The sequence below is a fragment of the Pseudomonas sp. R3-57 genome, assembly GCF_051132065.1.
Classification (GTDB): domain Bacteria; phylum Pseudomonadota; class Gammaproteobacteria; order Pseudomonadales; family Pseudomonadaceae; genus Aquipseudomonas.
Window position 1 is genome coordinate 1,279,225 of sequence record NZ_CP071655.1, and the last position, 25,999, is coordinate 1,305,223.

At 60.4% G+C, this 25,999-nt stretch carries 20 protein-coding genes; 7 read left to right on the plus strand and 13 right to left on the minus strand.

Features of this window, described 5'->3' with window-relative positions:
• Positions 1–292 precede the first annotated feature (292 nt).
• From J3P93_RS05915 to J3P93_RS05930, 4 genes are all read left to right on the plus strand, one after another.
• Positions 293–1,651, plus strand: coding sequence for an HD domain-containing phosphohydrolase (locus tag J3P93_RS05915; protein WP_434595801.1), 1,359 nt, complete (start codon positions 293–295; stop codon positions 1,649–1,651).
• A gap of 65 nt (positions 1,652–1,716) precedes the next feature.
• Positions 1,717–2,151, plus strand: a complete 435-nt coding sequence (locus J3P93_RS05920) for an NUDIX hydrolase (RefSeq protein WP_434595803.1) — start codon at positions 1,717–1,719, stop codon at positions 2,149–2,151.
• Between the two features lie 23 nt (positions 2,152–2,174).
• The gene (locus J3P93_RS05925) at positions 2,175–2,813 is read left to right on the plus strand and encodes a LysE family translocator (RefSeq protein WP_434595805.1); all 639 of its coding nucleotides are present in this window, start codon (positions 2,175–2,177) and stop codon (positions 2,811–2,813) included.
• 2 nt (positions 2,814–2,815) lie between these two features.
• Positions 2,816–3,313 (plus strand): GNAT family N-acetyltransferase, encoded by a 498-nt coding sequence (locus tag J3P93_RS05930; RefSeq protein ID WP_434595807.1) that lies wholly within the window; start codon positions 2,816–2,818, stop codon positions 3,311–3,313.
• A gap of 165 nt (positions 3,314–3,478) precedes the next feature.
• Here the strand turns inward: J3P93_RS05930 and metR are convergent, their stop codons facing one another.
• Positions 3,479–4,396: a transcriptional regulator MetR gene (gene metR, locus J3P93_RS05935; protein WP_090285902.1), complete on the minus strand. Its 918-nt coding sequence runs from the start codon at positions 4,394–4,396 to the stop codon at positions 3,479–3,481.
• Positions 4,397–4,550: 154 nt separating this feature from the next.
• Positions 4,551–10,091, minus strand: a complete 5,541-nt coding sequence (locus J3P93_RS05940; RefSeq protein ID WP_434595810.1) for a dermonecrotic toxin domain-containing protein — start codon at positions 10,089–10,091, stop codon at positions 4,551–4,553.
• Positions 10,092–10,305: 214 nt separating this feature from the next.
• On the opposite strand from J3P93_RS05940, the gene J3P93_RS05945 reads away from it, so the two are divergent.
• Entirely contained in the window at positions 10,306–11,340 is a 1,035-nt protein-coding gene (locus J3P93_RS05945; RefSeq protein ID WP_434598296.1) for an alpha/beta fold hydrolase, read from the plus strand.
• Positions 11,341–11,577: 237 nt separating this feature from the next.
• Here the strand turns inward: J3P93_RS05945 and J3P93_RS05950 are convergent, their stop codons facing one another.
• From J3P93_RS05950 to J3P93_RS06000, 11 genes are all read right to left on the minus strand, one after another.
• Positions 11,578–11,907 (minus strand): GlpM family protein, encoded by a 330-nt coding sequence (locus J3P93_RS05950; RefSeq protein WP_197677986.1) that lies wholly within the window; start codon positions 11,905–11,907, stop codon positions 11,578–11,580.
• Positions 11,908–11,915: 8 nt separating this feature from the next.
• The gene (locus J3P93_RS05955; RefSeq protein ID WP_239007589.1) at positions 11,916–13,193 is read right to left on the minus strand and encodes a sigma-54-dependent transcriptional regulator; all 1,278 of its coding nucleotides are present in this window, start codon (positions 13,191–13,193) and stop codon (positions 11,916–11,918) included.
• Positions 13,194–13,237: 44 nt separating this feature from the next.
• Positions 13,238–15,139 (minus strand): sensor histidine kinase, encoded by a 1,902-nt coding sequence (locus J3P93_RS05960; protein ID WP_434595812.1) that lies wholly within the window; start codon positions 15,137–15,139, stop codon positions 13,238–13,240.
• Positions 15,140–15,296: 157 nt separating this feature from the next.
• Positions 15,297–16,031 (minus strand): amino acid ABC transporter ATP-binding protein, encoded by a 735-nt coding sequence (locus J3P93_RS05965; protein ID WP_007916729.1) that lies wholly within the window; start codon positions 16,029–16,031, stop codon positions 15,297–15,299.
• Positions 16,028–16,699 carry an amino acid ABC transporter permease gene (locus tag J3P93_RS05970; RefSeq protein ID WP_090285895.1) on the minus strand — a complete coding sequence of 224 codons (672 nt, stop codon included), beginning with the start codon at positions 16,697–16,699 and terminating at the stop codon, positions 16,028–16,030. The genes J3P93_RS05965 and J3P93_RS05970 overlap by 4 nt, the downstream gene beginning before the upstream one ends.
• The gene (locus J3P93_RS05975) at positions 16,699–17,445 is read right to left on the minus strand and encodes an amino acid ABC transporter permease (RefSeq protein ID WP_039758393.1); all 747 of its coding nucleotides are present in this window, start codon (positions 17,443–17,445) and stop codon (positions 16,699–16,701) included. The genes J3P93_RS05970 and J3P93_RS05975 overlap by 1 nt, the downstream gene beginning before the upstream one ends.
• Positions 17,446–17,637: 192 nt before the next feature.
• Positions 17,638–18,564, minus strand: coding sequence for a glutamate/aspartate ABC transporter substrate-binding protein (locus tag J3P93_RS05980; protein WP_434595815.1), 927 nt, complete (start codon positions 18,562–18,564; stop codon positions 17,638–17,640).
• Positions 18,565–19,086: 522 nt separating this feature from the next.
• Entirely contained in the window at positions 19,087–20,622 is a 1,536-nt protein-coding gene (gene glpD / locus J3P93_RS05985; protein WP_434595817.1) for a glycerol-3-phosphate dehydrogenase, read from the minus strand.
• Positions 20,623–20,913: 291 nt separating this feature from the next.
• Complete coding sequence (locus J3P93_RS05990) at positions 20,914–21,669, minus strand: DeoR/GlpR family transcriptional regulator (protein WP_007963957.1); 756 nt, start codon at positions 21,667–21,669, stop codon at positions 20,914–20,916.
• A 95-nt stretch (positions 21,670–21,764) separates the two neighbouring features.
• Entirely contained in the window at positions 21,765–23,267 is a 1,503-nt protein-coding gene (glpK, locus tag J3P93_RS05995; protein WP_434595820.1) for a glycerol kinase GlpK, read from the minus strand.
• A 77-nt stretch (positions 23,268–23,344) separates the two neighbouring features.
• Positions 23,345–24,196 carry an MIP/aquaporin family protein gene (locus tag J3P93_RS06000; protein ID WP_434595822.1) on the minus strand — a complete coding sequence of 284 codons (852 nt, stop codon included), beginning with the start codon at positions 24,194–24,196 and terminating at the stop codon, positions 23,345–23,347.
• Between the two features lie 362 nt (positions 24,197–24,558).
• Here J3P93_RS06000 and ybaK point away from each other — a divergent pair, with 362 nt between their 5' ends.
• Entirely contained in the window at positions 24,559–25,029 is a 471-nt protein-coding gene (gene ybaK / locus J3P93_RS06005) for a Cys-tRNA(Pro) deacylase (protein ID WP_434595824.1), read from the plus strand.
• Positions 25,030–25,128: 99 nt separating this feature from the next.
• Positions 25,129–25,911 carry a PhzF family phenazine biosynthesis protein gene (locus J3P93_RS06010; RefSeq protein ID WP_434595826.1) on the plus strand — a complete coding sequence of 261 codons (783 nt, stop codon included), beginning with the start codon at positions 25,129–25,131 and terminating at the stop codon, positions 25,909–25,911.
• Positions 25,912–25,999: the final 88 nt, after the last annotated feature.

Here is a 25,999-nt window from a genome sequence, read left to right on the forward strand (position 1 = left end):
CTCCTGTGCCCCCCGACATCGGACAGATGAGCCCGGGCCCTGAGCGTTGGGGTTGCTCGCGATACACACGCTGTTGTCATCGGGAACATCCTTGCCCTCGTCCTGGACCTGTTCGACGACCGCAGTCGTTTACTCGATTGAGCGTAGTTGGCGCCTCGCCATTTTGCCTGCGAGCGCCGGCAGAAGTTTTGCGTGAAAGTGTAAAAAATCATCTAGCCTTGAAGCAGGCGCCGCGACACCGGGGGGTGTGCTGCGCATCGTTCATGTCCACTGTTTTGCTTGAGGCCCAGCCATGGAAGAGCCAACCACGCCCACGCCGAGTCAGCGACCGAAGGTGCTGCTGGTCGACGACGAAGAATCCATTCTCAACAGTCTGCGCCGCTTGTTACGCGGTCAGCCCTATGATGTTCTGCTGGCCACCAGCGGTGCCCAGGCGCTGGACCTGCTGGCGCAGCAACCGGTGGATATGGTGATGAGCGATGCGCGCATGCCCGGCATGGACGGCGCGACGTTGCTGGCGCAGGTGCGCGAACGTCATCCGGGGGCTCTGCGCATCATGCTGACCGGTTATGCCGACCCGAGCGCCATTATCAAGGCGATCAATGACGGGCAGATCCACCGTTACATCAGCAAGCCGTGGAACGATGAAGAGTTGCTGCTGATCCTGCGCCAGGCGCTGGAGCATCAACATTCGGAGCGTGAGCGGCAGCGCCTGGAGCGTCTGGCCCGGGCGCAGAATGCTCAGCTCAAACAGCTCAATACTTCGCTGGAAAAACACGTCGCGTCGCGCACCGCCGAGTTGCAGCAGACCGCCGACATGCTCGATCTGGCGTACGAAGAACTCAAACGCAGCTATGTCACCGGCACCGAGGTGTTTTCACTGCTGGCAAACCTGCGTTTGCCGCCCGCCAAACAGACCAACCGGCAGATCATCGAGCTGGTGCGCGGCTACAGCAAGGTCCATGGCCTCGACGAAGCGTCGAGTCGCGACCTGACCATGGCCGCAGCGTTGTACAACATCGGCAAACTGAGCTGGCCGGATTCGATGATGGTCACGCCGTCGGACCTGCTGCATTCGGCAGAGCGCGAACGCTATCGCGGCTATCCGAAGCAGAGCGAATCGCTGCTGATGACCCTCGATCCGATGAAAGATGCCGCCCGGCTGATCCTGCATCATCAGGAACACTGGGACGGCAGTGGTTTTCCCGACCGGCTCAAGGGTGAGGCGATTCCGTTCGGCTCGCGGTTGCTGAAACTGGCGGTGGACTTCGTCGAACTGCAACGCGGCTTGATTCTCGAACGGCAGATGAACAACGACGAAGCGCTGCTGTACCTGCGTCAGTACAGTGGCCGCCTGTACGATCCGGAGCTGGTTGAGGCGTTCATCGAGGTCTGTATGACATTGCTCAACGATGTCGCCCTGATCGACCCGCAAGTCAAGGTACTCAACACCCGCGAGCTGGCCGCCGGCATGATTCTGGCGCGTAACCTCAATGCCGATAACGGCATGCTCCTGCTCAACACTGGCAAGGTGCTCAGCGGCCCGTTGATCGAGAAGCTGATTGCCTTCGAAGCCATGGAGGGTGGCAAGTACCGGGTCTTCGTCAAAGAACCCGAGGAGCCAGAGGCGGCGCTTGAGGCACAGGGCTGAGGTGCATGACGACGGACGGTCGGGCATGGGATCCTTGGTTTTTTGCCCCAGGGATTTTCCGCCTCATGCCGCTGACTTCTGACGCTTCGCCCCGCACCCTCCATATCGCTGCTGCGCTGCTGCTCAACCCGCAAGGGCAGACCTTGCTGGTGCGCAAGCGCGGTACCACGGCGTTCATGCAACCGGGGGGCAAGATTGAAGCCGGCGAAGAACCGGTGCATGCCCTCGCGCGCGAGCTGGAAGAAGAACTCGGGCTGCACATCGATCCTGCGCAAGCGCAATTCCTTGGCGAGTTTTCCGCACCAGCAGCCAACGAGCCGGGGTTTGTCGTGTATGCACAGATTTTCCAGCTGACCATCGCAGTTGACGTCTGCCCGGCGGCGGAAATCGAGGAAGTCATCTGGGTCGATCCGGCCACAGATCCCGCCGTTGAACTGGCGCCATTGACACGCGAACACATCCTGCCGTTTTATCGCCGTTCACTGAGCGCACTCGCCTGATCATTCACGCAAGGGACTTTGCCATGATCCCGCTTGAAGACCTGCTGATTTTTGCCGCCGCTGCGTTGCTGATGGTGCTGACACCGGGGCCGAACATGATTTATCTGATCTCGCGTTCGATCTGTCAGGGTCGCCGGGCCGGTGTGACGTCGTTGCTGGGCGTGGTCGGTGGATTTTTCGTGCATATGTTCGCGGCGGCGGCGGGTTTGACTGCGGTGTTTCTGGCCGTGCCAATGGCCTATGAAGTGTTGAAGTGGGCGGGTGCGCTGTACCTGCTGTGGCTGGCCTGGCAAGCGGTAAAACCGGGGGCTCGTTCGCCGTTCGAGGCGCAGCAACTGCCAGCGGATTCATCGCGCAAACTGATCACCATGGGCTTTCTCACCAGTGCACTGAACCCGAAGATTGCGGTGTTCTATCTGTCGGTGTTTCCGCAGTTCATCAGCCCTGAACATGGCTCCGTATTCTCGCAAAGCATCGTTCTGGGCCTTACCCAGATCAGCGTCAGTTTCAGCGTCAATCTGCTGATCGCGTTGTTTGCCGCGGGCATTGCTGCGTGGTTTGTGCGCAATCCGACGTGGCTGTCGCTGCAACGTTATGTGATGGGGTTTGTGCTCGGCGGTCTGGCCGTGCGCCTGATGCTCGAACAGCGCAAGACGGCCTGAACATGTGGGTCGAACGGCTGGACGCCAGTCATGCGCTGGCTTATCGCGAACTGATGCTTGAAGCCTACGACCGCCATCCGCAGGCGTTTACCTCAAGCGTGCGCGAGCGCGCGGTGATGCCGTTGAGCTGGTGGGAAGGGCGCCTGACCAGCAAGTTCGACGTGGTATTGGGCGCGTTCGAAGGCGGAGCGCTGGCCGGGATCGTCGGCCTCGCCTTCGAACCGCGGGAAAAAGCCCGGCACAAAGCGACACTGTTCGGCATGTACGTGTCGGCCGACTTTCGTCTGCACGGCCTGGGTTTCGCATTGGTGCAAGCGGCGGTTGGCGAGGCGCAAGAACACCCCGCGCTGAAGCTCCTGCAACTCACGGTGACCGCCGGCAACGATGCGGCCTTCAACCTCTACCAGCGCTGCGGCTTTATCCAGTTCGGCCTAGAACCGCTGGCCGTACGGGTGGGCGAAGAGTATTTCGACAAGATTCATATGTGGCGTGAAATCTGAGCCGCGCAGATGATCGTTCCCATGCTCTGCGTGGGAATGTCTCTACGGACGCTCTGCGTTCGGCTTCAGAAGGGACGCGGAGCGTCCCGGGCTGCATTCCCACGCGGAGCGTGGGAACGATCGAATACGGGCCCCCATGTAGGAGGGGCCTACTGCTCAGGCGGTTTAGCGCACGGCACTGACGCCATCCAGCGTCGAGAACGAGGTGTCTTTCGCCGTCAGCAGGAAATCGCGCATGTACGGCGCATCGAGCATGTCGGTGCGAATCGCTGCATACAACGTCGCAAACAAACCTTTCTCGCCGAGCCGCTTGCCCTTCACATACCCGCGCGAACTGTATTCATGCAGCGCCCAGTGCGGCATGCCGCAGACACCGCGGCCGCTGGCGACCAGTTGCATCATCATCACTGTCAGCTCCGAGGTGCGCACCTGCGCCGGTTCGATATCGGCCGGTTCGAGAAAACGCGTGAAGATATCGAGGCGGTCACGCTCCACCGGATAGGTGATCAAGGTTTCGCTGAGCAAGTCTTCCGGGACGATGTACGGCTTGCTCGCCAGCGCATGCTGATTGGCCACCGCGAGCATGGCCTCGTAGGTGAACAGCGGCACATACGTGATGCCGGCGATGTCCAGCGGATCGGACGTTACCACCAGATCCAGATCGCCACGGGCCAGTGCCGGCAGCGGCGCGAAGGAGAAGCCTGAAGCGAGGTCGAGTTCAACCTCAGGCCAGGCGTCACGGAACTGGTCGATGGTTGGCATCAGCCATTGAAAGCAACTGTGGCATTCGATCGCCATGTGCAGGCGCCCGGCAGTGCCACCGGCCAGACGGCCGATGTCGCGCTCGGCGGCGCGCAGCAGTGGCAGGGTCGCATCGGCCAGTTGCAGCAGGCGCAAACCGGCGCTGGTGAAACGCACCGGTTTGGTCTTGCGCACGAAGAGCGCCATGCCCAGGCGCTCTTCGAGTTCCTTGAACTGATGCGATAACGCCGACTGCGTCAGGTGCAGGCGGTCGGCAGCATCGACGAGGCTGTCGGCATCGCGCAGGGCGTGAAGAGTCTTCAAGTGGCGGATTTCAAGCACCCGTGTGGCTCCATGAGAAAAACTTGTGATAACTAGATAGTTGTTGAGTTTGTCTCATGATAATCCGGTTGTCGACAACGGAGCACTTCGAAGTCAGCGCCAGTCGATCTTGCTCATGGTCATTACTGACTGTAAGCAAGATCGGGCGTTGGCTTCAAACCCGCTCGAAATGCCTAAGCACAACCGATTGTTTGCCGATTTTCGCATAGGGCAGCGTCGCATCATCGGCGTGGGTCAAAAAACGGTGCTGGGGCAATTTCAAATGCGCGGTTTCGAAGCGGTCGAATACCGGTGTCGCGTTGCGGTAGTGAAAGTGCGCGTACCACAGCAACTGTTCGGGTTCGCGCGAAATGTTCCAGATCTCGTATTCCTGCAGGTAGTCCGGATGGCCGCCATGCCTGCCGAGCAATTTGATCGGCTGCGTTCGGCGTATGTCCACGGCGCCTTGACCGATCAGGTCATCGAGCATGCCATCGGTAGGCTTCAGGCTGGTCAATGAGCGTTCGGTGCGCAGGGTGCGCCCGGCAACACCAAGCTCGGCGGCTTCATCACGCAATTGCTGGATCAGCGGATGCTGTGCAGATCTGCCGGCGATGCGGTCGGCGCGGGTGTTCAGCTCACTGGCCTGGGAGTCCATCATGTGTTGCAGATCGACCGGCAGCATGCCCCGGTCGGCATTGCTGTTCACGCTGGCCCGGTAAGCAGGAATTCTGTCCAGACGCTGCCGGGCATCGCTGACCAGAGCCGCGAGGGTGACGGGTGGTGCCTCGGGTGATCGAGCCTGAGGGCCGATCTGACGCGAGCGACCGTCGGCGCCTTGCTCCCAGATCTGCACTTCACCGTCTCTGAGTTTGCGTTCATAAATCCGCCGCTGCGACTTCGTGTCGAAGCGTTCCGTGCCGTACAGCAAGTTGCCGTCCTCGGTGGTGAAAACCCGCTGGGCAGGCTGGCCGGGTGTTTTCGGCGCCGGTGGATCAATGACGCCTCGGCGGGCACGACCGGCCATCTGCTCCAGGCCGTCAAGCAGTGGTTTGAGGGTGTCCTGATGAAAATGCTCGGGATAGGCCGTGCTCCAGATGGTCATCTGCCGCCGGAAGCGGGTGTAGACATCCAGACACTCCTCAAGCATGCGGCTGCGATTCTGCGCAGTGGTCAGAATGTTCGGCAGGTCGTACTGGGTGGTCGCGGCCTGTCTGGTCTGCTTCCAGAGTTCGTCTGTGCGCTCGCGGAAGTACATCCAGGAAACGTCATTGTCATAGCTGTAATTCTTGACCAGATCCAGGCGAATGTAGGTTTTGTGATAGAGCAGATGGGCGTCGCTGTGTTGGCTGTTGATGAGCTCGACAATGCTGAACTGAGTGGCCTTGTCGGATTTCAAGGTGATGCGTTCATTCCAATGATTGACTTTGGTCCTGAGGTCCTCCAGTACCTCAAATTTTTTCACGTAGTCCAGCTGCAACTCGCGAATCTGAGCAAACATTGCCATTCGCCGCGTCCGTGCGCCTGGAGGCAAAGCGTTCACTGTCCTGCTCAGCCGCATGATGTCGTCCAATACCATAACAGACGCTGCGGACACTTGACCCGAGCGCATGGCGTAGCGCGAAGTCAGTCGTTGAGCAATAGAGCTTTGCACTCGGTTGACGGAGGCTTGCTTATTGCCGCTGGTGAGCGGTTTCAACTCAGCCAGGGCCTCGTAACGCTGAACAGACAGGCGGATATCTTCAAGGCACGCCGTTTCGGCTGCCGGCAGCAGCGCGCGCTGGTTGCTCGGGCTGGCGTCCTGGAACGCCAGTATCGCGGTCTTGTGCGCCTCGACCTTGCTGTCGATGACATTGGCCAGGCGTTCAGTCTCGAATTCCAGCTGCTGATGCCGTCGAAACGTGCGCTCTGCCCACCAGCGTGGCAAGCGCTGGCGGATCACCGGCGGCCAGTAGGGGTCCAGCGCATCGGCCAGATGCCCGGCAACGTTGCCGCCCCCGCGCAAGCCATCCGCGCTGGCGGTGCCGTAGACACCGTACCAAGTGTCCCATTGGCCGCTTTCATCCAGCGTGATCGGTTGTTTGTAGGACTTGCGCGAATTACCGAACAGGCGCCAGTGGCGTGAGCCCGTGCCCAGTTCCACTTGGTAGATACGCCCCTGACGCTCGATGAAGTCGCCGTCGACATGTCGATAAATACCCCGGTACAGTCCGTGGCTGCCTGGCTTGACTCCGGCCAGCGATAGCGGTTGTTCGTAGTCGTAATCGCGGAAACGGGCGAGCACATGCCGGGCCTGCCGCTGCGTTTTGCCATGCAAAGCCGCGACGTTGCCCAGCAGCGTATGCAACTGGCGTGTACGTGTCAGAGCGCGGGTGGTGCGCGAGAGGGCCGAGGCCACCGCTTCGCCCGGCAGCAGATCCATGAGCGCGTCGATCAACGAAAGAAACATTGTCTCGATTTCCGCCAGGCCATCCGCCACGTCGCCGCGCAAAAATGCTGCTACGGCCTGATTGGCGGCAGTCCAGGCGTCGTACAGCGCCAGGACGGAGCCAACGAAAGGCACCATGCCCAGCGCCATTTTTATGTAGTTGAACGCGCGTGGCCCCTTCAGTGCGTAGCGCTCGAAGAACAGTTCATCGTTGGAGCGCGAGCTGCCGCGATGAGCTTCGAGCAAACGCCCCTTGTGCGCGTCGAGCAGGTGCGCGGCCAGCGAAGTGCTCGCGGGCCAGCGCGGGCCAATGTCGATAATGGCTTCGAAGTTTTTTTCCACCGCCTGGCCGATACGGCTGATGTGCGCGCGAACATCGCCGTGCAACGCCTTGCCCGCCAGATATGCACTCCAACGGTCAGTTGCGCACAGTCTGAACAGCCCTTTGCGCGCCGCTTCGAGGCTGTCGTAACAGCGAAAGAATTGCTCATCCGGACTGTCCGGCAGGTACAGCACAGTGGTGCCGCTGATCTGCTCTTCGATGAAGGTCACGCCGGACAAGGTCACCGGGCCTTCACGCGGGGTGTCTTTGCCGCCGGTTTTAAGCGAAACCGGCAACAGCACGATGCGCTTGCCCTTGGCGAGCCAGGCGTCTGCGGTGTTGGCGTCGATCGCGATGTCCACCACTTCAGCTTCATCTCGGTTGAGGTGTTTCTGTGCCTGCGCATTGGCACGCTGGATTTTCAACAGCAGGCGCCAGGGTTCGATCAGGCTTTCGCGTCGATGCTCGCGGACGTACAGCGGCTCGTCGGGCGCGCCATGGAAGGCTTCATGGATCCTGCGCTCATAGGCCTTGGGCAGGTCCAGCTGCGGCAGGACTTTACGCAGATAGCTCAGGTTGATGCCGTAGAGCAGACGATTGCGATCTTGTCGGCGCGCGGCATTGACGTCCAGGCGCATGAAAACCAGGCGCTGCGACAGGGCGTCATTGAGCACTGATTGAACGTTGTCGATATTCAGTTGGGCAAGGTCTTCCAGTGACATCCTGCTGTGCGTGGCGCCAGGCACGATCACGGTTTTACGGCGCGGGCCGGCGGGGCTGGACTCCACCACCGTTTCGGTTCTGGTCGAATCGGGCAATTCGACCTGCACGGAAAAATAGCCCTCGGTGGCAAAATCCTTGCGCAGGCGCGCGTGCAGATGTTTGCGAGTGAAGTCGTCGCGCGGTTCCAGTGCCAGGGTCATCAGGGCATGACTTTTACGCATCGCCTCGATGTACGCCTGGATGAGTTGTTTGAGCGCGATCCGCTCGCTTTTCTGCAGGTGCACCAGCCAGCCCGGCAGATGAGTGGCCAGCACGCCGCTGCGTTCCTGCTCCTGCACATGCGCGAACATCAGACCTCTGGCCGCGCTGACCGGTACCTGCATGGCGGCTGTGCAATCCTGGCGGAGAATTTCCAGTGCATCGGCGTGCCCGGATTGGTCGCGCAACCTGGCGGCCTGCATTTGGCAATCGGCGATGAGCGCGTTGAGACAATGACGCAGCGGGTCCGAAGTCATAGCGTTGAGTTGCAAAGCGGATTCGCTGTCCTGATCGTCAATTTTGAACAGTGCAAGCGCCAATGCCCGGCGATCGCTGAAGCGCTGCAGGCCACCGCCGTTGCCGGGGCAGTACAGCAGCAGACTCGTGTCGGACGCGCTGTCCGTCAGTGCGGCTTGCCGGGTAAATACCAATGCGCCCTTGAGCGTTTCGCGCTGTACCGTGGTGGCTGCATCGCGGGGTTCGCTCAGCGACAGGGTCAGGCTGGCCGCGACCAGATCTGCATCGCGTGTCCCCGCCACAGGGTTGTCCAGCACGGCTTTGAGCAGGTCATGTTCAGCGCTGTCGATTTGCCCCAGCAGCGCTTGCAGCTTCGCCTCGGCATACAAGCCATTTTTGTGAGCCTGATAAATCGCAGCGAACGTCGTGTCGGAGATCGGGTCGTTGTCGAGCAACGAGGTGCAGGCGCTTTCGCAAGTCTGCTCGGCGGTTTCCAGCGCTTTCAGTGCGTCCCGGCATTGTTGAAGACGCACGCCGTCGCGGTCGTTGGCCAACAGACGTTCGAGGGCCTCGCGCTCGCGCTTGAGCGCGGCATGCCTGAGGGTGAGCGGAATGCCTGCGGACAGGCTGCCGAATAACGGCTGGTCGTCACTCGCCGTGATCTCCGGTGCGGTGCGCGCCTGGGCCGGCGCGGCGACGATGATCGCAGTGCTGCGTTGATGGTCAATCAGCTCGACATGCAGCAGCGCCTGCGCACCGTGTTCGCGCAAGCCGGGGTTGCCCCGGTTGGTATGGCGCAAGGCATTGATTTGCGCGTGATGGCGGTCGGCGAACAGATCGCTGGCGCCGGTGATCATCGGATCTGTCGCTGCGCTGTAATCGAAGCGCAGGATCTGACGTGGCAGACCGGTGGGAATCTGCACCTGGCCGGCCAGCCACGTTTGCATCTCCGCTCGAGTGTCGAACGCCTGGATACACAGAGGGCGGCAGGGCAGGTAGAGCAGCGTTCGCGATGTTGCCGGGGCACCCGCGCTGATGACCCAAGCCCCCGGGAGTTTGACTTTGCTGTGGTTGCTCAACACCAGAGCCGGTTTTTCCAGATGCACCGACTGACCTTTGAAAGTCACTGGGGTGGAACCTGAGTCAACGATGTGCTGCAGTAGCTCGAGCTGTTCGGCGTTGATGATTTTATTGGCGTAGGCGGCGTCAGCGCTTGCTTCGAAATGCGCTCGGTACAAGGCGGTGGCGCGTGTGCGCCGCGAAACCGGTGTGCCAGGTGCCCGTGCTTCCCAGAATTCGGCCCAACGTGTGGCGTGGGCGCTCTGCGGGTCGAGCGGCTTGAGCTTTTCCAGCAGTTGCGACGGCCTCAGCGCGTACAGAGGATGACCGGGCGTCAGGCCGACGACGTGGCAGCGCTGGTCGAGCGAGGGTTCCAGCGTTGGATGTTGTACGACAAAAGCGCAGGCATCGGTAAGGCTGACGAAATGCTCTGGCTGCGTTTGGCTGGCTATGAAGTTGAATCCGGTTTTTTCGCCGTCCAGTTGCAGTTGTCGCCGCAGCGACGCGTTGATCGTATCGCGCAGTGCGGGACTGCTCGCAAACAATTCGCGCAAGCCATTGCTGCTGTCGCGCCAGCGCTGATTGGCCTGTAGCAGCAAACTTTCGTCGATGGTTTCAGGCAGTGCCAGGGTCGCCGCGAACGACTCCGGGGGTGCGGGCGGCAAATCGAGGGTAAGGGATTCGAGCATGGTGGATGACTCGCAAGGGGGAGCGGGGTATCCGCTCCTGTGCGGTTCATTCAAAACAGTTCGCTTCGGACCATGGCGGTACATGGATATTGTTTGCAGTGGCGCAATGACCACTCGGCACTCTTCATCAAACTGTCATCGAACTGTGGCAGCGCGCTTGAACAAACATCATCAGACTCGCGGCTTACTGGGGTTCTGCGTTTCGGTGTTTTTCATGGGTAAGCATTTTCTTTCTATCGCGGCCGTATTGGCCGCGCTTTTGTTCGGTTCGACGGCAGGGGCGGCGGCGCGTTGCGACGTCAATGTGCCGACCGAGCGGGCCGATCTGGCGCAGGTGAGCATCGCCTATCAAAGCATTGGCCGCGCCTCGGACCCGGCGCTGCTGCTAGTGATGGGCCTCGGTGGACAGTTGATTCACTGGCCGGATGAAGTGGTGGTTGCGCTGTGTCAGCAGGGCTTTCGGGTGATTCGCTATGACAATCGCGATGTCGGCCTGTCGACCTGGCGTCAGGCGCCGGTTGAGGCCAACCTGACCTTTGAAGTGCTGCGCTACAAGCTCGGTCTGCCGGTGGCGGCGCCGTACAGCCTGACCGACATGGCGGGTGATGCGCTGGGTCTGATGGACGCCTTGCATGTGGAGCAATTTCACGTACTCGGCGCGAGCATGGGCGGGATGATCGCTCAGCATGTGGCAGCGATGGCGCCGCAGCGCGTCGAGAGCCTGACGCTGATCATGAGCACTTCCGGCGCCGAAGGCTTGCCGGCCCCGAGTGCGGCGCTGGTGCAGTTACTGTCGCGCCGCGGCGCACCGAATCGTCAGATGGCGCTGGAACAGCAAGCCGATCTGCTCGCGGCGCTGGGCAGCCCCAACGTTACCGATGATCGCCAGGCGCTGCTGCAACAGGCCGCGGCGTCCTATGACCGAGCGTTCAACCCCGAAGGTGTGAAGCGGCAGATCATGGCCATTCTTGCCGAACCGAGCCGGGTGGCCCTGCTCAACCAGTTGCGCGTGCCGACGCTGGTGGTACACGGCACGGCGGATCCGCTGCTGCCGGTGATGCATGGCGTGCATCTGGCGGCGCACATTCAGGGCAGTCAGTTGAAGTTGATTCCGGGATTGGCGCATCGGTTTCAGGAGGCGTTCAAGGAACCGCTGCTGGCGGCGGTGTTGCCGTATTTGCAGGCGCATCGTGAGGATACGTCGCATTGGGCGCGGGTTGAGCCGGTGGCGGGTGGGGATGTGCTTTAGAGCGGCGAAGATCAAGAGCCCCTCACCCTGGCCCTCTCCCGGAGGGAGAGGGGACTGACCGAGGTATCTTGCGCTATCCGCCGACCTGAGCGATTGAGTCGATTATGGTTTCGGTGAGTGTTATCAAGTTGGTGCAACCATAGTCGACTCGGCTTTTCAGCTCGACGAAACCCGCAAGAACCCTGCGGTCGGCCCCCTCTCCCTTTTGGAGAGGGTTGGGGAGAGGGGCTTTTGATCTTAGCTGTGCAGCCGCACCCAAACGCTCACCAGCACCGTCGCCGCCATCAACCACGCCACCGCCGCCACCGCCAGCGAAGCCTCCAGCCGCATCCGGTCCACCATCACATACAAGGTCGCAAGATAAACAAAGTACGGAATGATCGACCACATCCCGAACACGATGGTGGTTTTCAGATCCTCAACCGAGCGCCCTTTGCCAACGATGTAGTGCGCAATCAGCGCGAAGGTCGGAAACAGCGGCACCAGACCTGCGATGTAATAATTTCTGGTTTTCGACAGCGCCGCGAGGATCAGCACCACGGCGGCGCCGATCGCGGCTTTGAGAATCAGATCCATCAGTGGCTCAGCCCGTACTTTTTCACTTTGTCGAACAGCGTGGTCTTGGCCATGCCCAGCTCCAGGCTCGCCTGGGTCAGGTTGCCGCCGCTGCGTTGCAGGGCGTCGCTGAGCAGGTTGCGTTCGAAGGCTTCCACCGCTTCGGCAAACGCCAGGCCTTGGCCGCCGCTGGCGCCGGATTTCTTGAACGCCGGCAAGCCGAGGGCGAAGCGTTCGGCGACGTTGCGCAGTTCGCGCACGTTGCCCGGCCAGTCGTGGCTCATCAGGTTCGACAGCGTCTGGTTGTCCAGCTCCGGCAAGGCACGGTCGAAGCGCAGCGCCGATTGCTGGGTGAAGTGTTCGAACAGTTGCAGGATGTCTTCGCGGCGTTCGCGCAGCGGCGGCAGTTCCAGGGTCACGACGTTGAGGCGGTAATACAAGTCGCTGCGAAACTCGCCGGCCTTGCTCGAGGCGTCGAGGTCGGATTTGGTCGCTGCGATCACCCGGCAATCCACCGCCACGCTCTGGTTCGAGCCGAGGCGTTCGAGGGTGCGTTCCTGCAATACGCGCAGCAGCTTGATTTGCAACGGCAGCGGCATGCTTTCCACTTCGTCGAGGAACAGCGTGCCGCCGTCGGCGTGTTCGATCTTGCCGATGCGGCGCTTGCCGGCTCCGGTAAAAGCGTTGGCCTCGTGGCCGAAGATCTCGCTTTCAAAGAGGTTTTCCGGCAGGCCGCCGCAGTTCAGCGCGACGAATTGTTTGCTGTGGCGGCGGCTGAAGTCGTGCAGGCAGCGTGCGACCAGTTCCTTGCCGGTACCGGTCTCGCCCTCGATCAACACGTTGGCCGAGGTGTCGGCAACGTTGGCGATCAATTCGCGCAGATTCTGCATGGCGGGCGAACGGCCAATGATGCGGCCTTCCAGCGAATCGCGTTCGGCCAGTTGCCGGCGCAGCGACGACACTTCGCGGGCGAGGCTGCGTTGTTCCAGCGCTCGCCGCGCGACATCGACCAGCCGTTCCGGCGAAAAGGGTTTTTCCATGAAGTCATAGGCGCCTTTCTGCATCGCGCCAACCGCCATGGAAATGTCGCCATGACCGGTGATCAACACCACCGGCAGGCTGCGATCGCGGGCCTTGAGGCGGGTCAGCAGTTCCAGGCCATCGATGCCCGGCAGGCGAATGTCGCTGATGACGATGCCGGCAAAGTTGTCGCCAACCTGCTCCAGCGCTTCTTCGGCACTGCCGACGCCGATGCAGGGAATGTCTTCCAGGGTCAGCGCCTGTTGGCAGCCGAGCAGCACATGGGGGTCGTCTTCGACGATCAGCACACTGAGATCGTTATTCATATGGGCTCGGCAGGTGTAGGGCTTACCAACGGTAAACTGAGTACGAAAGTGGTGCCACCGCTGGCCGGGTGTTCGACACCCAGATGCCCGCCGGTGGCGGCTGCGAGGCTGGCGGAAAGGGTCAGGCCCAGACCCAGACCTTGCGCGCCGGGCTTGGTAGTGAAAAACGGTTCGAACAGATGCTTGCGCGCTTCGGCGTCAATGCCGTGGCCGTTATCGCGCACACGCAGGCGATATTTGCCGTCGAATTCTTCGCCTTCCAGCCACAACTCGGGTTGCGTTTGTGCGTGCATGGCGTCGAGGGCGTTGCCGATCAGGTTGACCAGAATCTGTTCAAGACGGGTCTGGTCGATGTGCAACTGCACGTCGGCGAACTGTCGATGAATCTGCAGCGTTGAATTTTCCAGGCGTGCGCCGAGCAATTGCAGCGCCGCCTCGACAGCTTTGCCGAGGCTGGCCTGGCCGTGGTTGTCGCCGCGCCGGGCGAACGAGCGCAGGCTGGCGGTGATGCGGCCCATGCGGTCGATCAAGTCGTTGATGGTTTTCAGGTTGGTGCTGGCGACGTCCAGTTGCCCACGCTCAAGGAAGCGCACGGTGTTGCCGGACAGCGTGCGCATCGCCGCCAGCGGCTGGTTCAGTTCGTGTGCAATGCTGGTCGACATCTGGCCGATGGCGGCGAGTTTGCCGGCCTGCACCAGTTCATCCTGGGCGCGGCGCAAGGTCTCTTCGGCCTGACGGCGTTCGCGGATCTGGCTCTTCAACCGTTCGTTGCTGGCGCGCAGGTCGGTGGTGCGTTCGGTAATCCGACGCTCGAGTTGGCTGTTGGCTTCTTGCAGGGCTTCGCGGGCGGCCAGGCGGGTGGCGATGACTTTGCGCCGCTCGTTCCAGGCGATCAGCAGGAAGGCGAGGAAGGCGAACGCCACGGCGACCAGAATGCCTTGATTGATTGCTTCGCGGCGCAGGTCCTGCAGTGGGGTGAGCAGGGTGAAATTCCACGGCGTGTCGCTCAGCGGCCGGGTCTGCGCCAAGTAACTGATGTCGTCTTCGTCGGACTGCACTTCGCTGTTGGCCGGGAAGGTGAGTTTTTCCACGCCTTCGTCCAGCGTTTCGCGGGCCAGCGGTTGCAGTTCATTGAGCGGGAACCAGTAGTACTGCAGGCTGCGCGCCAGTTTTTCCTTGACCTCGTCGCTCAGCGGAATCACCGACTTGAGGCGTCGGGCCGGATCGCTGGAGAGAATGATGATGCCGTTCTCGTCGCTGACAAACGCTTCCAGGCGCGCGCGCTGCCAGCGTTCTTCCATGGCTTCCAGGCGCACTTTGACCACCGCGACGCCGATGATCTTGCCGTGCTCTTCGAGGCCGTGGGCGAGGTAATAACCGGGCTCGCCGCTGGTGCTGCCGATGCCGTAGAAGCGTCCGGGTTCGCCGCGTACGGCTTTCTGGAAGTAGGCGCGAAAGGACAGGTCTTCACCGAGGTAGCTGTCGACATCGCGCCAGTTGCTGGTGGCCATGACCCGGCCGGTGGTGTCCATGACGTAGATGGCCCGGCTACGGCTGCGCCGGTTCAGGCCTTCAAGATAATCGTTGACCGTGCGCCGGGTTTCCGGGGTCGGGTCGGCCAGCAGCTGCGAAACACTGGTTTCGAGCTCGAGCAGGCTGGGCAGGTAGGTGTATTTGCTGATCTCGCTTTCGACCGCGCGGGCGTGCAGTTCCAGCTGACGCTGGCCGTTCTCGCCGAGGCTGCGGATACCGAAATGCTCACTGGTCCAGAAGCCGATGAAACCCAGACCGATCATCAGCGCGATGACCAGCGGCGGCAGGAACAGATGACGAATCAGACGGGGCTTCACGGCAAGTGATGGCGGCGCTGCGCGATAAAGATTGGGGTCGCATTTCATCACAGTTGCCTTGGGTCAACCACCACACTTACTGAAAGCTGTCACCGTCCCTGTGGGAGCTGGCTTGCCAGCGATAGCGGTCTGTCAGTCACAGCAGTAGCGACTGACACGACCCCATCGCGGGCGAGCCCGCTCCCACAGGGATAGCGGTGTTTACTCAATGCTGCAGGATTTTCTCGAGGAAGTGCTGCGCGCGTTCGGAGCGGGCGCTGATGTCGCCGAAGAATTCCTCTTTCGGGCAGTCTTCGATGATCTTGCCGGCGTCCATGAAAATCACGCGGTCGGCCACTTTACGGGCGAAGCCCATTTCGTGGGTCACGCACATCATGGTCATGCCTTCGTGGGCCAGTTGCACCATGACGTCGAGCACTTCGTTGACCATTTCCGGGTCGAGCGCCGAGGTCGGTTCGTCGAACAGCATGACGATCGGGTCCATCGCCAGCGCACGGGCAATCGCCACACGCTGTTGCTGACCGCCGGACAGTTGCCCCGGATGCTTGTGGGCATGCGCCGACAGACCGACGCGCTCGAGCAGTTGCAGACCTTTTTTGGTCGCCTCTTCCTTGCTGCGGCCCAGCACCTTGATCTGCGCGATGGTCAGGTTTTCGGTGATGGTCAGGTGCGGGAACAGCTCGAAATGCTGGAACACCATGCCGACGCGCGAGCGCAGTTTCGGCAGGTTGGTCTTCGGGTCGGCAATCGATGTGCCGTCGACGACGATGTCGCCTTTCTGGAACGGCTCCAGCGCGTTGACGCACTTGATCAGCGTCGATTTGCCCGAGCCCGACGGGCCGCAGACCACGATCACTTCGCCTTTCTTGACCTCGGTGCTGCAATCAGTCAGCACCTGGAAGTCCCCATACCACTTGTTGATGTTCTTGATAGAGATCATACGGCGAACCTTTTTTGCAGACGCTTGACCAGCAGCGAGGCGGAAAAGCTGATGATGAAGTAGACGACACCGGCGAAGATCAGGAACTCGTTGGAACGGCCGATGATGTCGCCGTTCGAGCGCGCGGAGTTGAGGAAGTCGACCAGGCCCACGGTGTAGACGAGCGAGGTGTCCTGGAACAGGATGATGCTCTGTTGCAGCAGCAACGGCGTCATCTTGCGGAACGCCTGGGGCAGGATGATCAGGCGCATGGTCTGGCCATAGGTCATGCCCATCGCTTGCGCGGCAGCCATCTGGCCTTTGGGAATCGACTGCACCCCGGCCCGCACGATTTCACAGAAATACGCCGCTTCGAACATCATGAATGCCACGACGCACGAGGTGAATGCACCGATCGGCGTGTCTTCGCCGGTGATCCAGCGCAGCACGAACGGCACCGCCAGGTAGAACCAGGTGATCACCAGCAGCAGCGGGATCGAGCGGAAATAGTTGACGTATGCGCCGGCAATGTTCGACAGCAGTCTGCTCGACGACAGGCGCATCAGCGCCAGGATCGTGCCGAGCACGATACCGCCGATCACGCCCATGACCATCAACTGCAAGGTCATGACCATGCCGTTCCACAGGCCCGGGATCGCGGGGATGATGCCGCTGAAATCGAAGTCCATTATTTACCCCCCACGGAGATCAGACCGGGCACGGCGACTTTCTTCTCGACCATGCGCATCAGCAACATCAGGCTCATGTTCAGGGTGAAGTAGATCAGCGTGGCCAGGGTGAAGGCTTCAAACAGGTTGGCGGAAAACTCGGCGGTCTGTTTGGTTTGCGCCAGCAGTTCCATCAGGCCGATCAAGGACGCCACGGAGGAGTTCTTGAAGACGTTGAGGAATTCCGAGGTGAGCGGCGGAATGATGATCCGGTACGCCTGCGGCAGCAGCACGTTCCAGTAGATCTGCGGCAGCTTGAAACCCATGGCGCGGGCAGCAGATTCCTGACCGCGTGGCAGCGCCTGGATACCGGTGCGCACCTGCTCGCAGACACGGGCAGCGGTGAACAGACCCAGGCACACGACAACGCTCAGGTAAGCCGAGGTGGTCGGGTTGAGGTCTTGTTTGTACCAGTCCTGCAGGTTCTGCGGCAGCAGGTCGGGTACCAGGAAGTACCAGATGAACAGCTGAACCAGCAGCGGCACGTTGCGAAACAGTTCCACGTAGCAGGTTGCGATGCCCGCTACGATGCGGTTTGGCACAGTGCGCATGACCCCCAGAATGGAGCCCAGCAGCAAAGCGATGATCCACGCCACGACAGCGATGCCAATGGTCCAGCCCAGGCCGGCGATGTACCAGTCGAGATAAGTCTCGCTGCCAACGCCGGTGGACTTGAAGAACACGCCCCAGTCCCAGTTGTAATTCATTAGGGTCTCCCCTCGAAATCGATCGATGTACAAGCACCCGCTTGGGGAAGTTCCTTTCCCGTCCGACGAGGAACGTCGGACACACGCGATCGGCTCGAAAACCGCCAGGTCGAGTGTTCCACAGCAAAGCCAGCAGGCAGTAACAGACGTCTGAGGGAGGTCGCTCCCTCAGACGATAAGGTTAGTCAGGAATCAGATTTTCACGTCAGGCGCAGGCTTGTCGCTCGGATTGGCGATCAGTTCCTTCACCTTGTCGCTCATCGGGAAGTTCAGGTTCAGGCCTTTTGGCGGGATCGGGCTTTCGAACCACTTGCTGTAGATCTTGTTGATCTCGCCCGACTTGTACAGGCCGACAATGGCGTCATCGACAGCTTTCTTGAACGGCGCGTCGCCTTTGCGAACCATGCAGGCATAGGCTTCGAAGGATTGCGGGGTACCGGTGATGACCCAGTCAGCCGGCTTCTTGGCCTTGGCTTCTTCACCGGCCAGCAGGGCGTCGTCCATCATGAAGGCAACGGCGCGGCCGCTTTCGAGCATGTTGAAGGATTCGCCGTGGTCTTTGGCGGAGATGATGTTCATGCCCATCTGCTTGTCAGCGTTCATCGCTTTGATGATGCGCTCGGACGTGGTGCCAGCGGTGGTCACGACGTTTTTGCCTTTGAGGTCGGCGAAGTCGTTATAGGACGGCTTGCCTTCCTTGTCTTTCTTGACCAGCAGACGGGTGCCGATTTCGAAGATGTTGACGGTGAAGTCGACCTGCTGGGCGCGTTCGGTGTTGTTGGTGGTCGAACCACACTCGATATCCGCGGTGCCGTTCTGGATCAGCGGGATACGGGTCTGCGAGGTTACCAGGTTGTACTTGACCTGCAGGTCTGGCTTGTTCAGGTCTTTTTTCAGGGCTTCAACGATTGCCATCTGAATGTCGTGGGAGTAACCCACTGGTTTGCCGGAGGCATCCGCGATGTAGGAAAACGGGATGGAGCTGTCGCGGTGAGCGAGGGTGACGGTACCGGAATCGTTGATTTTCTTCAGGGTGCCGGTGAGTTCGGCGGCGAAAACTGGCGTGCTGATCAGAGCGGCAGCAATGGCTGCGCCCAGGATATGGGGAACGATGCGCATCAAATTTTCCTCGACATTGTTTTTTTTATGGAGCCAGTTTGTCGGCCCTTTTGTGCTTCGAATGCCTGACGGCTCCTGAAGTGTTGGCTCAGCGGGCATTCGTCGAGAGAGTGTAGAGCATGAGTCGTGCCAGAGCCGTTGGAGATGGTTAACTCACTGTTTTATAAGGTTATTAAATTTCTTTGATGATGTTTTTGTGGATGGCTGATCCGGTTTACCGAATTGACTGAAGAGTCTCGTTCGGAAAACCGAACGGTCAAAAGCCCCTCGCCCTAGCCCTCTCCCGGAGGGAGAGGGGACTGACCGAGTGGTTCTTGCGGGCTTCGCCGACCTAATTGTCGAGCCGAACTCAGGTCATGAAAAGCATAAAGATCTGCCCCCTTTCCCTTCGCCCCCGTGGGGGAGAGGGCTGGGGTGAGGGGGAAGAGATCTAACTGACCCAATCAAATTTTGCAGAGCCCACAAAACAAAAAAGCCCCTGAATCTCTCAATTCAGGGGCTTTCGTTTAAGCGTTGCTCACGTCACGCCGCTTCGATCTTGCGGTTCTGCTCAACCTTGCCCAGATACGCCGCCAGCTTCTGCTGCTCGTCCGCCGTAGTGAACAACCCCAGCTTGGTGCGACGCCACAGAATGTCATGCGCGGTGGTGGCCCACTCTTCGCTGCACAGATAATCGACTTCACGGGTGTAGAGACCGCCGCCGATGTGTTCGCCCATGTCGGCCAGGCTTTCTACGCCTTCGAGCATGCGCCAGGTGCGGCTGCCGTAGGTCACCGACCAGCGACGGGCGATTTCCGTCGGGACGAAGTCGAACTTGTCGCGGATCAGTGCGCTGAGTAACTGCGGGGTGGTCATGTCTTCGCCGCCGGGCAGGGTCGCCGTGGCGGTCCAGCTTGGGCGCATCTGGGTGAAGAACGGCATCAACTGCGCCATCGCCGACTCGGCGAGTTTGCGGTAGGTGGTCAACTTGCCGCCGAACACCGACAGCAATGGCGCCTCTTGCGCGTTGCCGGACAGCGCCAGTGTGTAGTCGCGGGTCACGGCCGATGGGTTATCCGATTCGTCGTTGCACAACGGACGTACACCCGAGTAGCTGTGCTGGATGTCGTCGCGGCTGAGCTGCTTCTTGAAGTGTTCGTTGACCACTTTCAGCAGGTAGTCGGTTTCAGCCTCGGTGATCGCCACTTTTGCCGGGTCGCCAGTGTATTCGCGGTCGGTGGTGCCGATCAGCGTGAAGTGGTTCAGGTACGGAATGGTGAAGACGATGCGCTGATCTTCGTTTTGCAGAATGTGCGCATGCTCGCCTTCGTACAGCTTCGGCACGATGATGTGGCTGCCCTGAATCAGGCGGATGCCGTACGGCGATTCCATCTTCAGATCGTCGCGGATGAACTTGGCGACCCACGGGCCGGCTGCGTTGACCAGGGCTTTGGCAGTGATCGAAAACAGGCTGCCGTCAGCGCGTTCCAGGTGCAGATGCCACAAGCCTTTGGCGCGACGTGCGCTGACGCAGCAGGTCTGGGTGTGCACATGAGCGCCTTTTTCGCGCGCGGCCATGGCGTTTAGCACCACGAGGCGGGCGTCATCGACCCAGCAATCGGAGTATTCGAAACCTTTCTTGATCTCGCTTTTCAGCGCGCTGTCGGCGCCGAACTTCAGGCTTTTCGAGCCTGGCAGTTTTTCGCGCTTGCCGAGGTTGTCATACAGGAACAGGCCTGCACGGATCATCCACGCCGGGCGCAGGTGCGGGCGGTGCGGCAGCACGAAGCGCATCGGTTTGACGATGTGCGGGGCCTTGGCCAGCAGTACTTCGCGTTCGGCCAATGCTTCACGCACCAGACGGAATTCGTAATGTTCGAGATAGCGCAAGCCTCCGTGGATCAGCTTGCTGCTGGCCGACGAGGTGTGGCTGGCCAGGTCGTCCTTTTCGCAAAGGAACACCGAGAGCCCGCGACCGGCGGCATCCGCAGCGATCCCGACGCCATTGATCCCGCCACCAATGACGGCGATATCGTAGATCTCGAAGACAGGGGGCGTTCGCAAGGTAGAGGTGGACATTGGCTGGCCTCGGGTTTTTTGATTTTCTATATTTGAAATCGAACATAAATGTTCATTTGCGAAAATGGTAGCCCATAAACACGCGCACAGCCAGTCGCCTTCGATTGAAAAAACTCATCGAAGGGCGGGGAAAGGAAAATTATCGAACATGGGGTGCGCGCAAAAGCGCCAGAGGTGTGCTGCTTGTAGGCGCCTATTCGCGAGCAGGCTCGCACACAATTTGAAATGCATTCCAAAGGTGGGAGCGAGCCTGCTCGCGAAGGCGTCAGTACCGCCAGCGAGGAAGCGGGATCAGACGACTTCCAGGCGAATCTTGTGCTGACTCAGCAACTGCGCCAGAGCCGGCACCGGTTGCTGATCGGTCACCAGGCAATCGATCAGGCTGATCGGCCCCAGCCGGATCATCGCGTTACGCCCGAACTTGCTTGAGTCTGCCGCCAGAATCACCTGGCGCGCGTTGGCAATGATCGCCTGGGATACCCGCACTTCCTGATAATCGAAGTCGAGCAGGCTGCCATCCTCGTCGATGCCGCTGATCCCGACCAGGGCGAAATCGACCTTGAACTGATTGATGAAATCCACGCTCGCCTGACCGACCACGCCGCCGTCGCGCCGTACATTGCCGCCGGTCAACAGTACGTCGAAATCGTCCTTGGCACTGAGCATCGACGCGACGTTGAGGTTGTTGGTGATGATTTTCAGATGGCTGTGGTTGAGCAGGGCGCGGGCAATCGATTCGGTGGTGGTGCCGATGTTGATGAACAGCGAGGCGTGATCGGGGATCTGCGCGGCGATGGCTTCGCCGATGCGTTGTTTTTCGTCGCGCATCTGATCGGCGCGCATCGCATAGGCGGTGTTTTCGACACTGGAATCGTACGCCGCGCCGCCGTGGTAGCGACGCAGCAGATTGGCTTCCGCGAGCTGATTGATATCGCGGCGAATGGTTTGCGGGGTAACAACGAACAGCGTGGCCATTTCCTCGATGCTGACATAGCCGCGTTCGCGGACCAGCTCGAGGATTTGCTGCTGACGGGGAGGCAGATTCATGGGGCTTCCTTTGGGCTGCCAAGCAAAATTTGCCCATGATGACGCAGGAATCCGCTCCCGACCAGTTTGATGCCTGTCTGTAACTGAACCTTGGCTTATTCAGCGTCCTCGCGCGCCCAGTCACGGGTGCGGCTGACGGCTTTTTTCCAGCCTTTGTACAGTTTCTCTTTCGCCGCTTCGTCGAGGCTCGGTTCGAACTCGCGCTCGATCACCGCTTTGCCGCGCAGTTCTTCCAGGCTGCCCCAGAAACCGCACGCCAGACCGGCCAGATACGCCGCGCCGAGGGCGGTGGTTTCGCGCATTTGCGGGCGCTCGACCTGCGTGCCGAGGATGTCGGCCTGGAACTGCATGAGGAAGTTGTTCGCCACCGCGCCGCCGTCCACACGCAGCGCCTTGAGGCGTTCGCCGGAGTCCTGTTGCATGGCGTCGAGCACATCGCGGGTCTGGTAGGCGATCGATTCCAGCGCGGCGCGGATGATGTGATCCACACGCACACCACGCGTCAGGCCGAACAGCGCGCCACGGGCATACGGGTCCCAGTACGGCGCGCCGAGACCGGTGAAGGCCGGTACCAGATAGACGCCGTTGCTGTCCTTGACCTTGTTGGCAAAGTACTCGGTGTCGTGGGCGTCGTTGACGATTTTCAGTTCGTCACGCAGCCACTGCACGGTCGAACCGCCGTTGAACACCGCGCCTTCCAGTGCGTAAGCCACTTCGCCGCGTGGGCCGCAAGCGATGGTGGTGAGCATGCCGTGCTGCGATTTCACTGCTTTGTCGCCGGTGTTCATCAGCAGGAAGCAGCCGGTGCCGTAGGTGTTTTTCGCCTGGCCCGGTTCGACGCACATCTGGCCGAACAGTGCTGCCTGCTGGTCGCCGGCGATACCGCCAATGGCAATGCCGCTCTTGGTGCGACCGTAGATTTCCGACGAGGCTTTGACTTCCGGGAGCATTTCGCGCGGGATATCGAGGATCTCCAGCATCTTCGAATCCCATTCCAGCGAATGGATATTGAAAAGCATGGTGCGCGAGGCGTTGGTGTAGTCGGTGACGTGCACCTTGCCGCCGGTGAATTTCCAGATCAGCCAGCTATCGACGGTGCCGAACAGCAGTTCGCCGTTACGCGCACGTTCGCGGCTGCCTTCGATGTTGTCGAGAATCCACTTCAGCTTGGTGCCGGAGAAGTACGGGTCGGTGACCAGGCCGGTGGTGTCGCGGATGTAGTCTTCATGGCCATCACGCTTGAGCTGCTGGCAAATCTCGGTGCTGCGGCGGCACTGCCAGACGATCGCGTTATAGACGGGACGGCCGGTGGTCTTGTCCCACACAACGGTGGTTTCACGCTGGTTGGTGATGCCGATGGCGGCCACCTGATCGTGATGCAGGCCCGCCTGGGCCAGCGCTTCGACCATCACCGCGCTCTGAGTGGCGAAGATTTCCATCGGATCGTGTTCGACCCAACCGGCCTGCGGGTAGTGCTGGACGAACTCGCGCTGCGCGGTGCAGACCACGTTGGCATCGCGGTCGAAAATGATCGCGCGCGAACTGGTCGTACCCTGATCGAGGGCAATGATGTAGTTCTTGTTCTGAATGTCGGTCATGTCGATTGCCTTGGACGAAATAAGGGAGAGTGGGCCGTGGCGCAGGCTCGGACGGGCAGGAGCCGGCGCCGACTGTTTCAGGACGTTCTGGGTTTGCCGTCAATGGCCGGTTCTGCATCCTTTGTAGCAGGTGTGGCGCCGGTCAGGTGACGGGCGATGAGCCCGCGGTACCCGGCAGCGCCGAGGCAGGCACCGACAATCGGTGCAAAAATCGGAATCAGGAAGTACGGAATGTCACGGCCGCCAGTGAGGGAAATTTCACCCCAGCCGGTGAAGAAAGTCATCAGTTTCGGACCGAAATCGCGCGCCGGGTTCATCGCAAAACCGGTCAGCGGGCCCATCGAGCTGCCGATCACGGCGATCAGCAAGCCGATCAGCAGCGGCGCCATCGGGCCGCGCGGCAAGCCATTGTTGTCGTCGGTCAGGGCCATGATCACGCCCATCAGGATGGCGGTGATGATCATCTCGACCAGAAAGGCCTGAGCGGTCGACAGCGCGGGATTCGGGAACGTCGAGAACACCGACGCCAATTCAAGGCTGGCGGCCGAGCCACGAACCATTTGGTGAGTTTGTTCGAAATCGAAGAACAGATTGCTGTACAGCGTATAGACCAGCAGCGCGCCACAGAAGGCGCCGGCAATCTGCGAAAGAATGTAGAACGGCAGTTTGCGCTTTTCGAAATCGGCGAAAACCGCCAGAGCGATGCTCACGGCCGGGTTCAAGTGCGCGCCGGAGACCCCGGCGGTCAGGTAGATCGCCATGCTCACGCCGACGCCCCAGATGATGCTGATTTCCCACAGGCCGAAGCTGGCGCCCGCGACTTTGAGCGCGGCGACACAACCGGTGCCGAAGAAGATCAGCAGGGCGGTGCCGAGAAATTCGGCCAGGCATTGGCCCCAAAGCGATGGTTGCGGTAAAGCAGTGGTCATTGAAAACCTCGGTTTTTGTTGTTGTCTGGCGCGCTGCTGACAGGGCAAGGCGCGATTTTCACCGGTTGGGAATCCCCATTCCGTTCCCGGTTTACTGCTGGGTACTGCGATATCGATAATTCTTACATTATTCAGTTTCGAAAAAATATAGACAAGAAACAAACCTGTCAAAGGTCGAAAGTGAACTGTCGGTCACAATAAAACTATTCGTAGCGTGAATGATCCCTCGTCGAAGGTGCCGTCTGGTTGGCCTGAAATCGCTGCAGGTCCCGGGAATCGTGGCATGCACTAGAGCCTTTTGTACGGTGATCGCCTAGAATCCGCCGCAGGTTATTTCTGTCACTGCCGAGCCCGGAGCTGCCATGACCCCCGCGTTGGACTTGTTGAAAAAAGTTCGTGCCGAACATCGCGTGCACAGTTACGAACATGACCCCAAAGCCGCTTCATACGGACTCGAGGCTGCAGAGAAATTGGCGCTTGAGCCGGCGCAGGTGTTCAAGACGCTGCTGGCGGCGAGCGAAAAAGGCGAATTGCTGGTGGCGGTGGTGCCGGTCGTCGGAAGCCTTGATCTGAAAGGTCTGGCGCATGCGGCAGGGGTGAAGAAAGTTGAAATGGCTGACCCGGCAGCGGCGCAGCGTTCCACCGGTTATCTGTTGGGCGGCATCAGTCCGCTGGGGCAGAAGAAGCGCCTGCGTACGTTCATTGATAACTCAGCGCAAGGCTTCGCCACTGTCTATGTCAGCGCCGGGCGCCGTGGTTTGGAAGTCGAGTTGGCGCCAGCAGTGCTTGCCGAGCACACCCAGGCGACATTCGCCGACATCGGCCGGCCATGAACTGCCTCGGCACTGTATGAAAGAAAATCGCCGGTTCTGTCACTGGCGCCGCCCGCCGCGTGGTCGCATGCTGTGTCGATTGACTTAAAGGAGAAGGTTATGCAGCTTGCGTTTCATCAGGTCGACGCGTTCAGTGACCGGCCGTTCAGCGGCAATCCGGCGATGGTATATCGGCTCGATGCGTGGCTCGCCGACGAGTTGATGCAGAAGATTGCCGCTGAGCACAATCTGGCGGAAACCGCGTTCCTGGTGCGCGAAGGCCAGGCCTGGCATATCCGCTGGTTCACCCCGACCACCGAAGTGCCGCTGTGCGGGCACGCGACGCTGGCCAGCGCTTATGTGCTGTTCGAGATCTACGGGGAAACCGCTGAGCGTATCGACTTCATCTGCAAATCCGGGCCGCTGAGCGTCAGCCGTGAGGGCGAGGGGTTGTGGCTGGACTTCCCGACAATCGTGCCGACCGAGATCGGCGTGACACTCGACGTGGAGCGCGCGTTGGGTGTCGAAGCGGTGGATGTGCTCGGCTCCAACGAGCTGTTCGTGGTGCTCGAGTCAGAACAGGCGGTGCTCGATTGCACGCCGGACATGGCGGCGCTGGCGAAGCTGCCGTGGCTGGGCGCGATCGTTACCGCTCGCGGCAACCAGCATGATTTCGTCTCACGCTATTTCGCCCCGGCGATTGGCATCAATGAAGATCCGGTCACCGGATCGACCCACTGCAGCCTGATTCCGTATTGGTCGAAGCGTCTGGGCAAATCGAGCCTGACCGCGTGCCAGCGCTCGGCGCGAGGTGGGGAGTTGTTCTGTCGACTGGAAGGTGAGCGGGTGAAGATCGGCGGCAATGCGACATTGGTGGCGAGCGGAACATTGCTCCTTAACTAATCGCAAAACTCACTGTGGGAGCTAGCCTGCTAGCGATTGCGATGTGTCAGTCACCTCAGTAGTGACAGATCAATCGAATCGCTAGCAG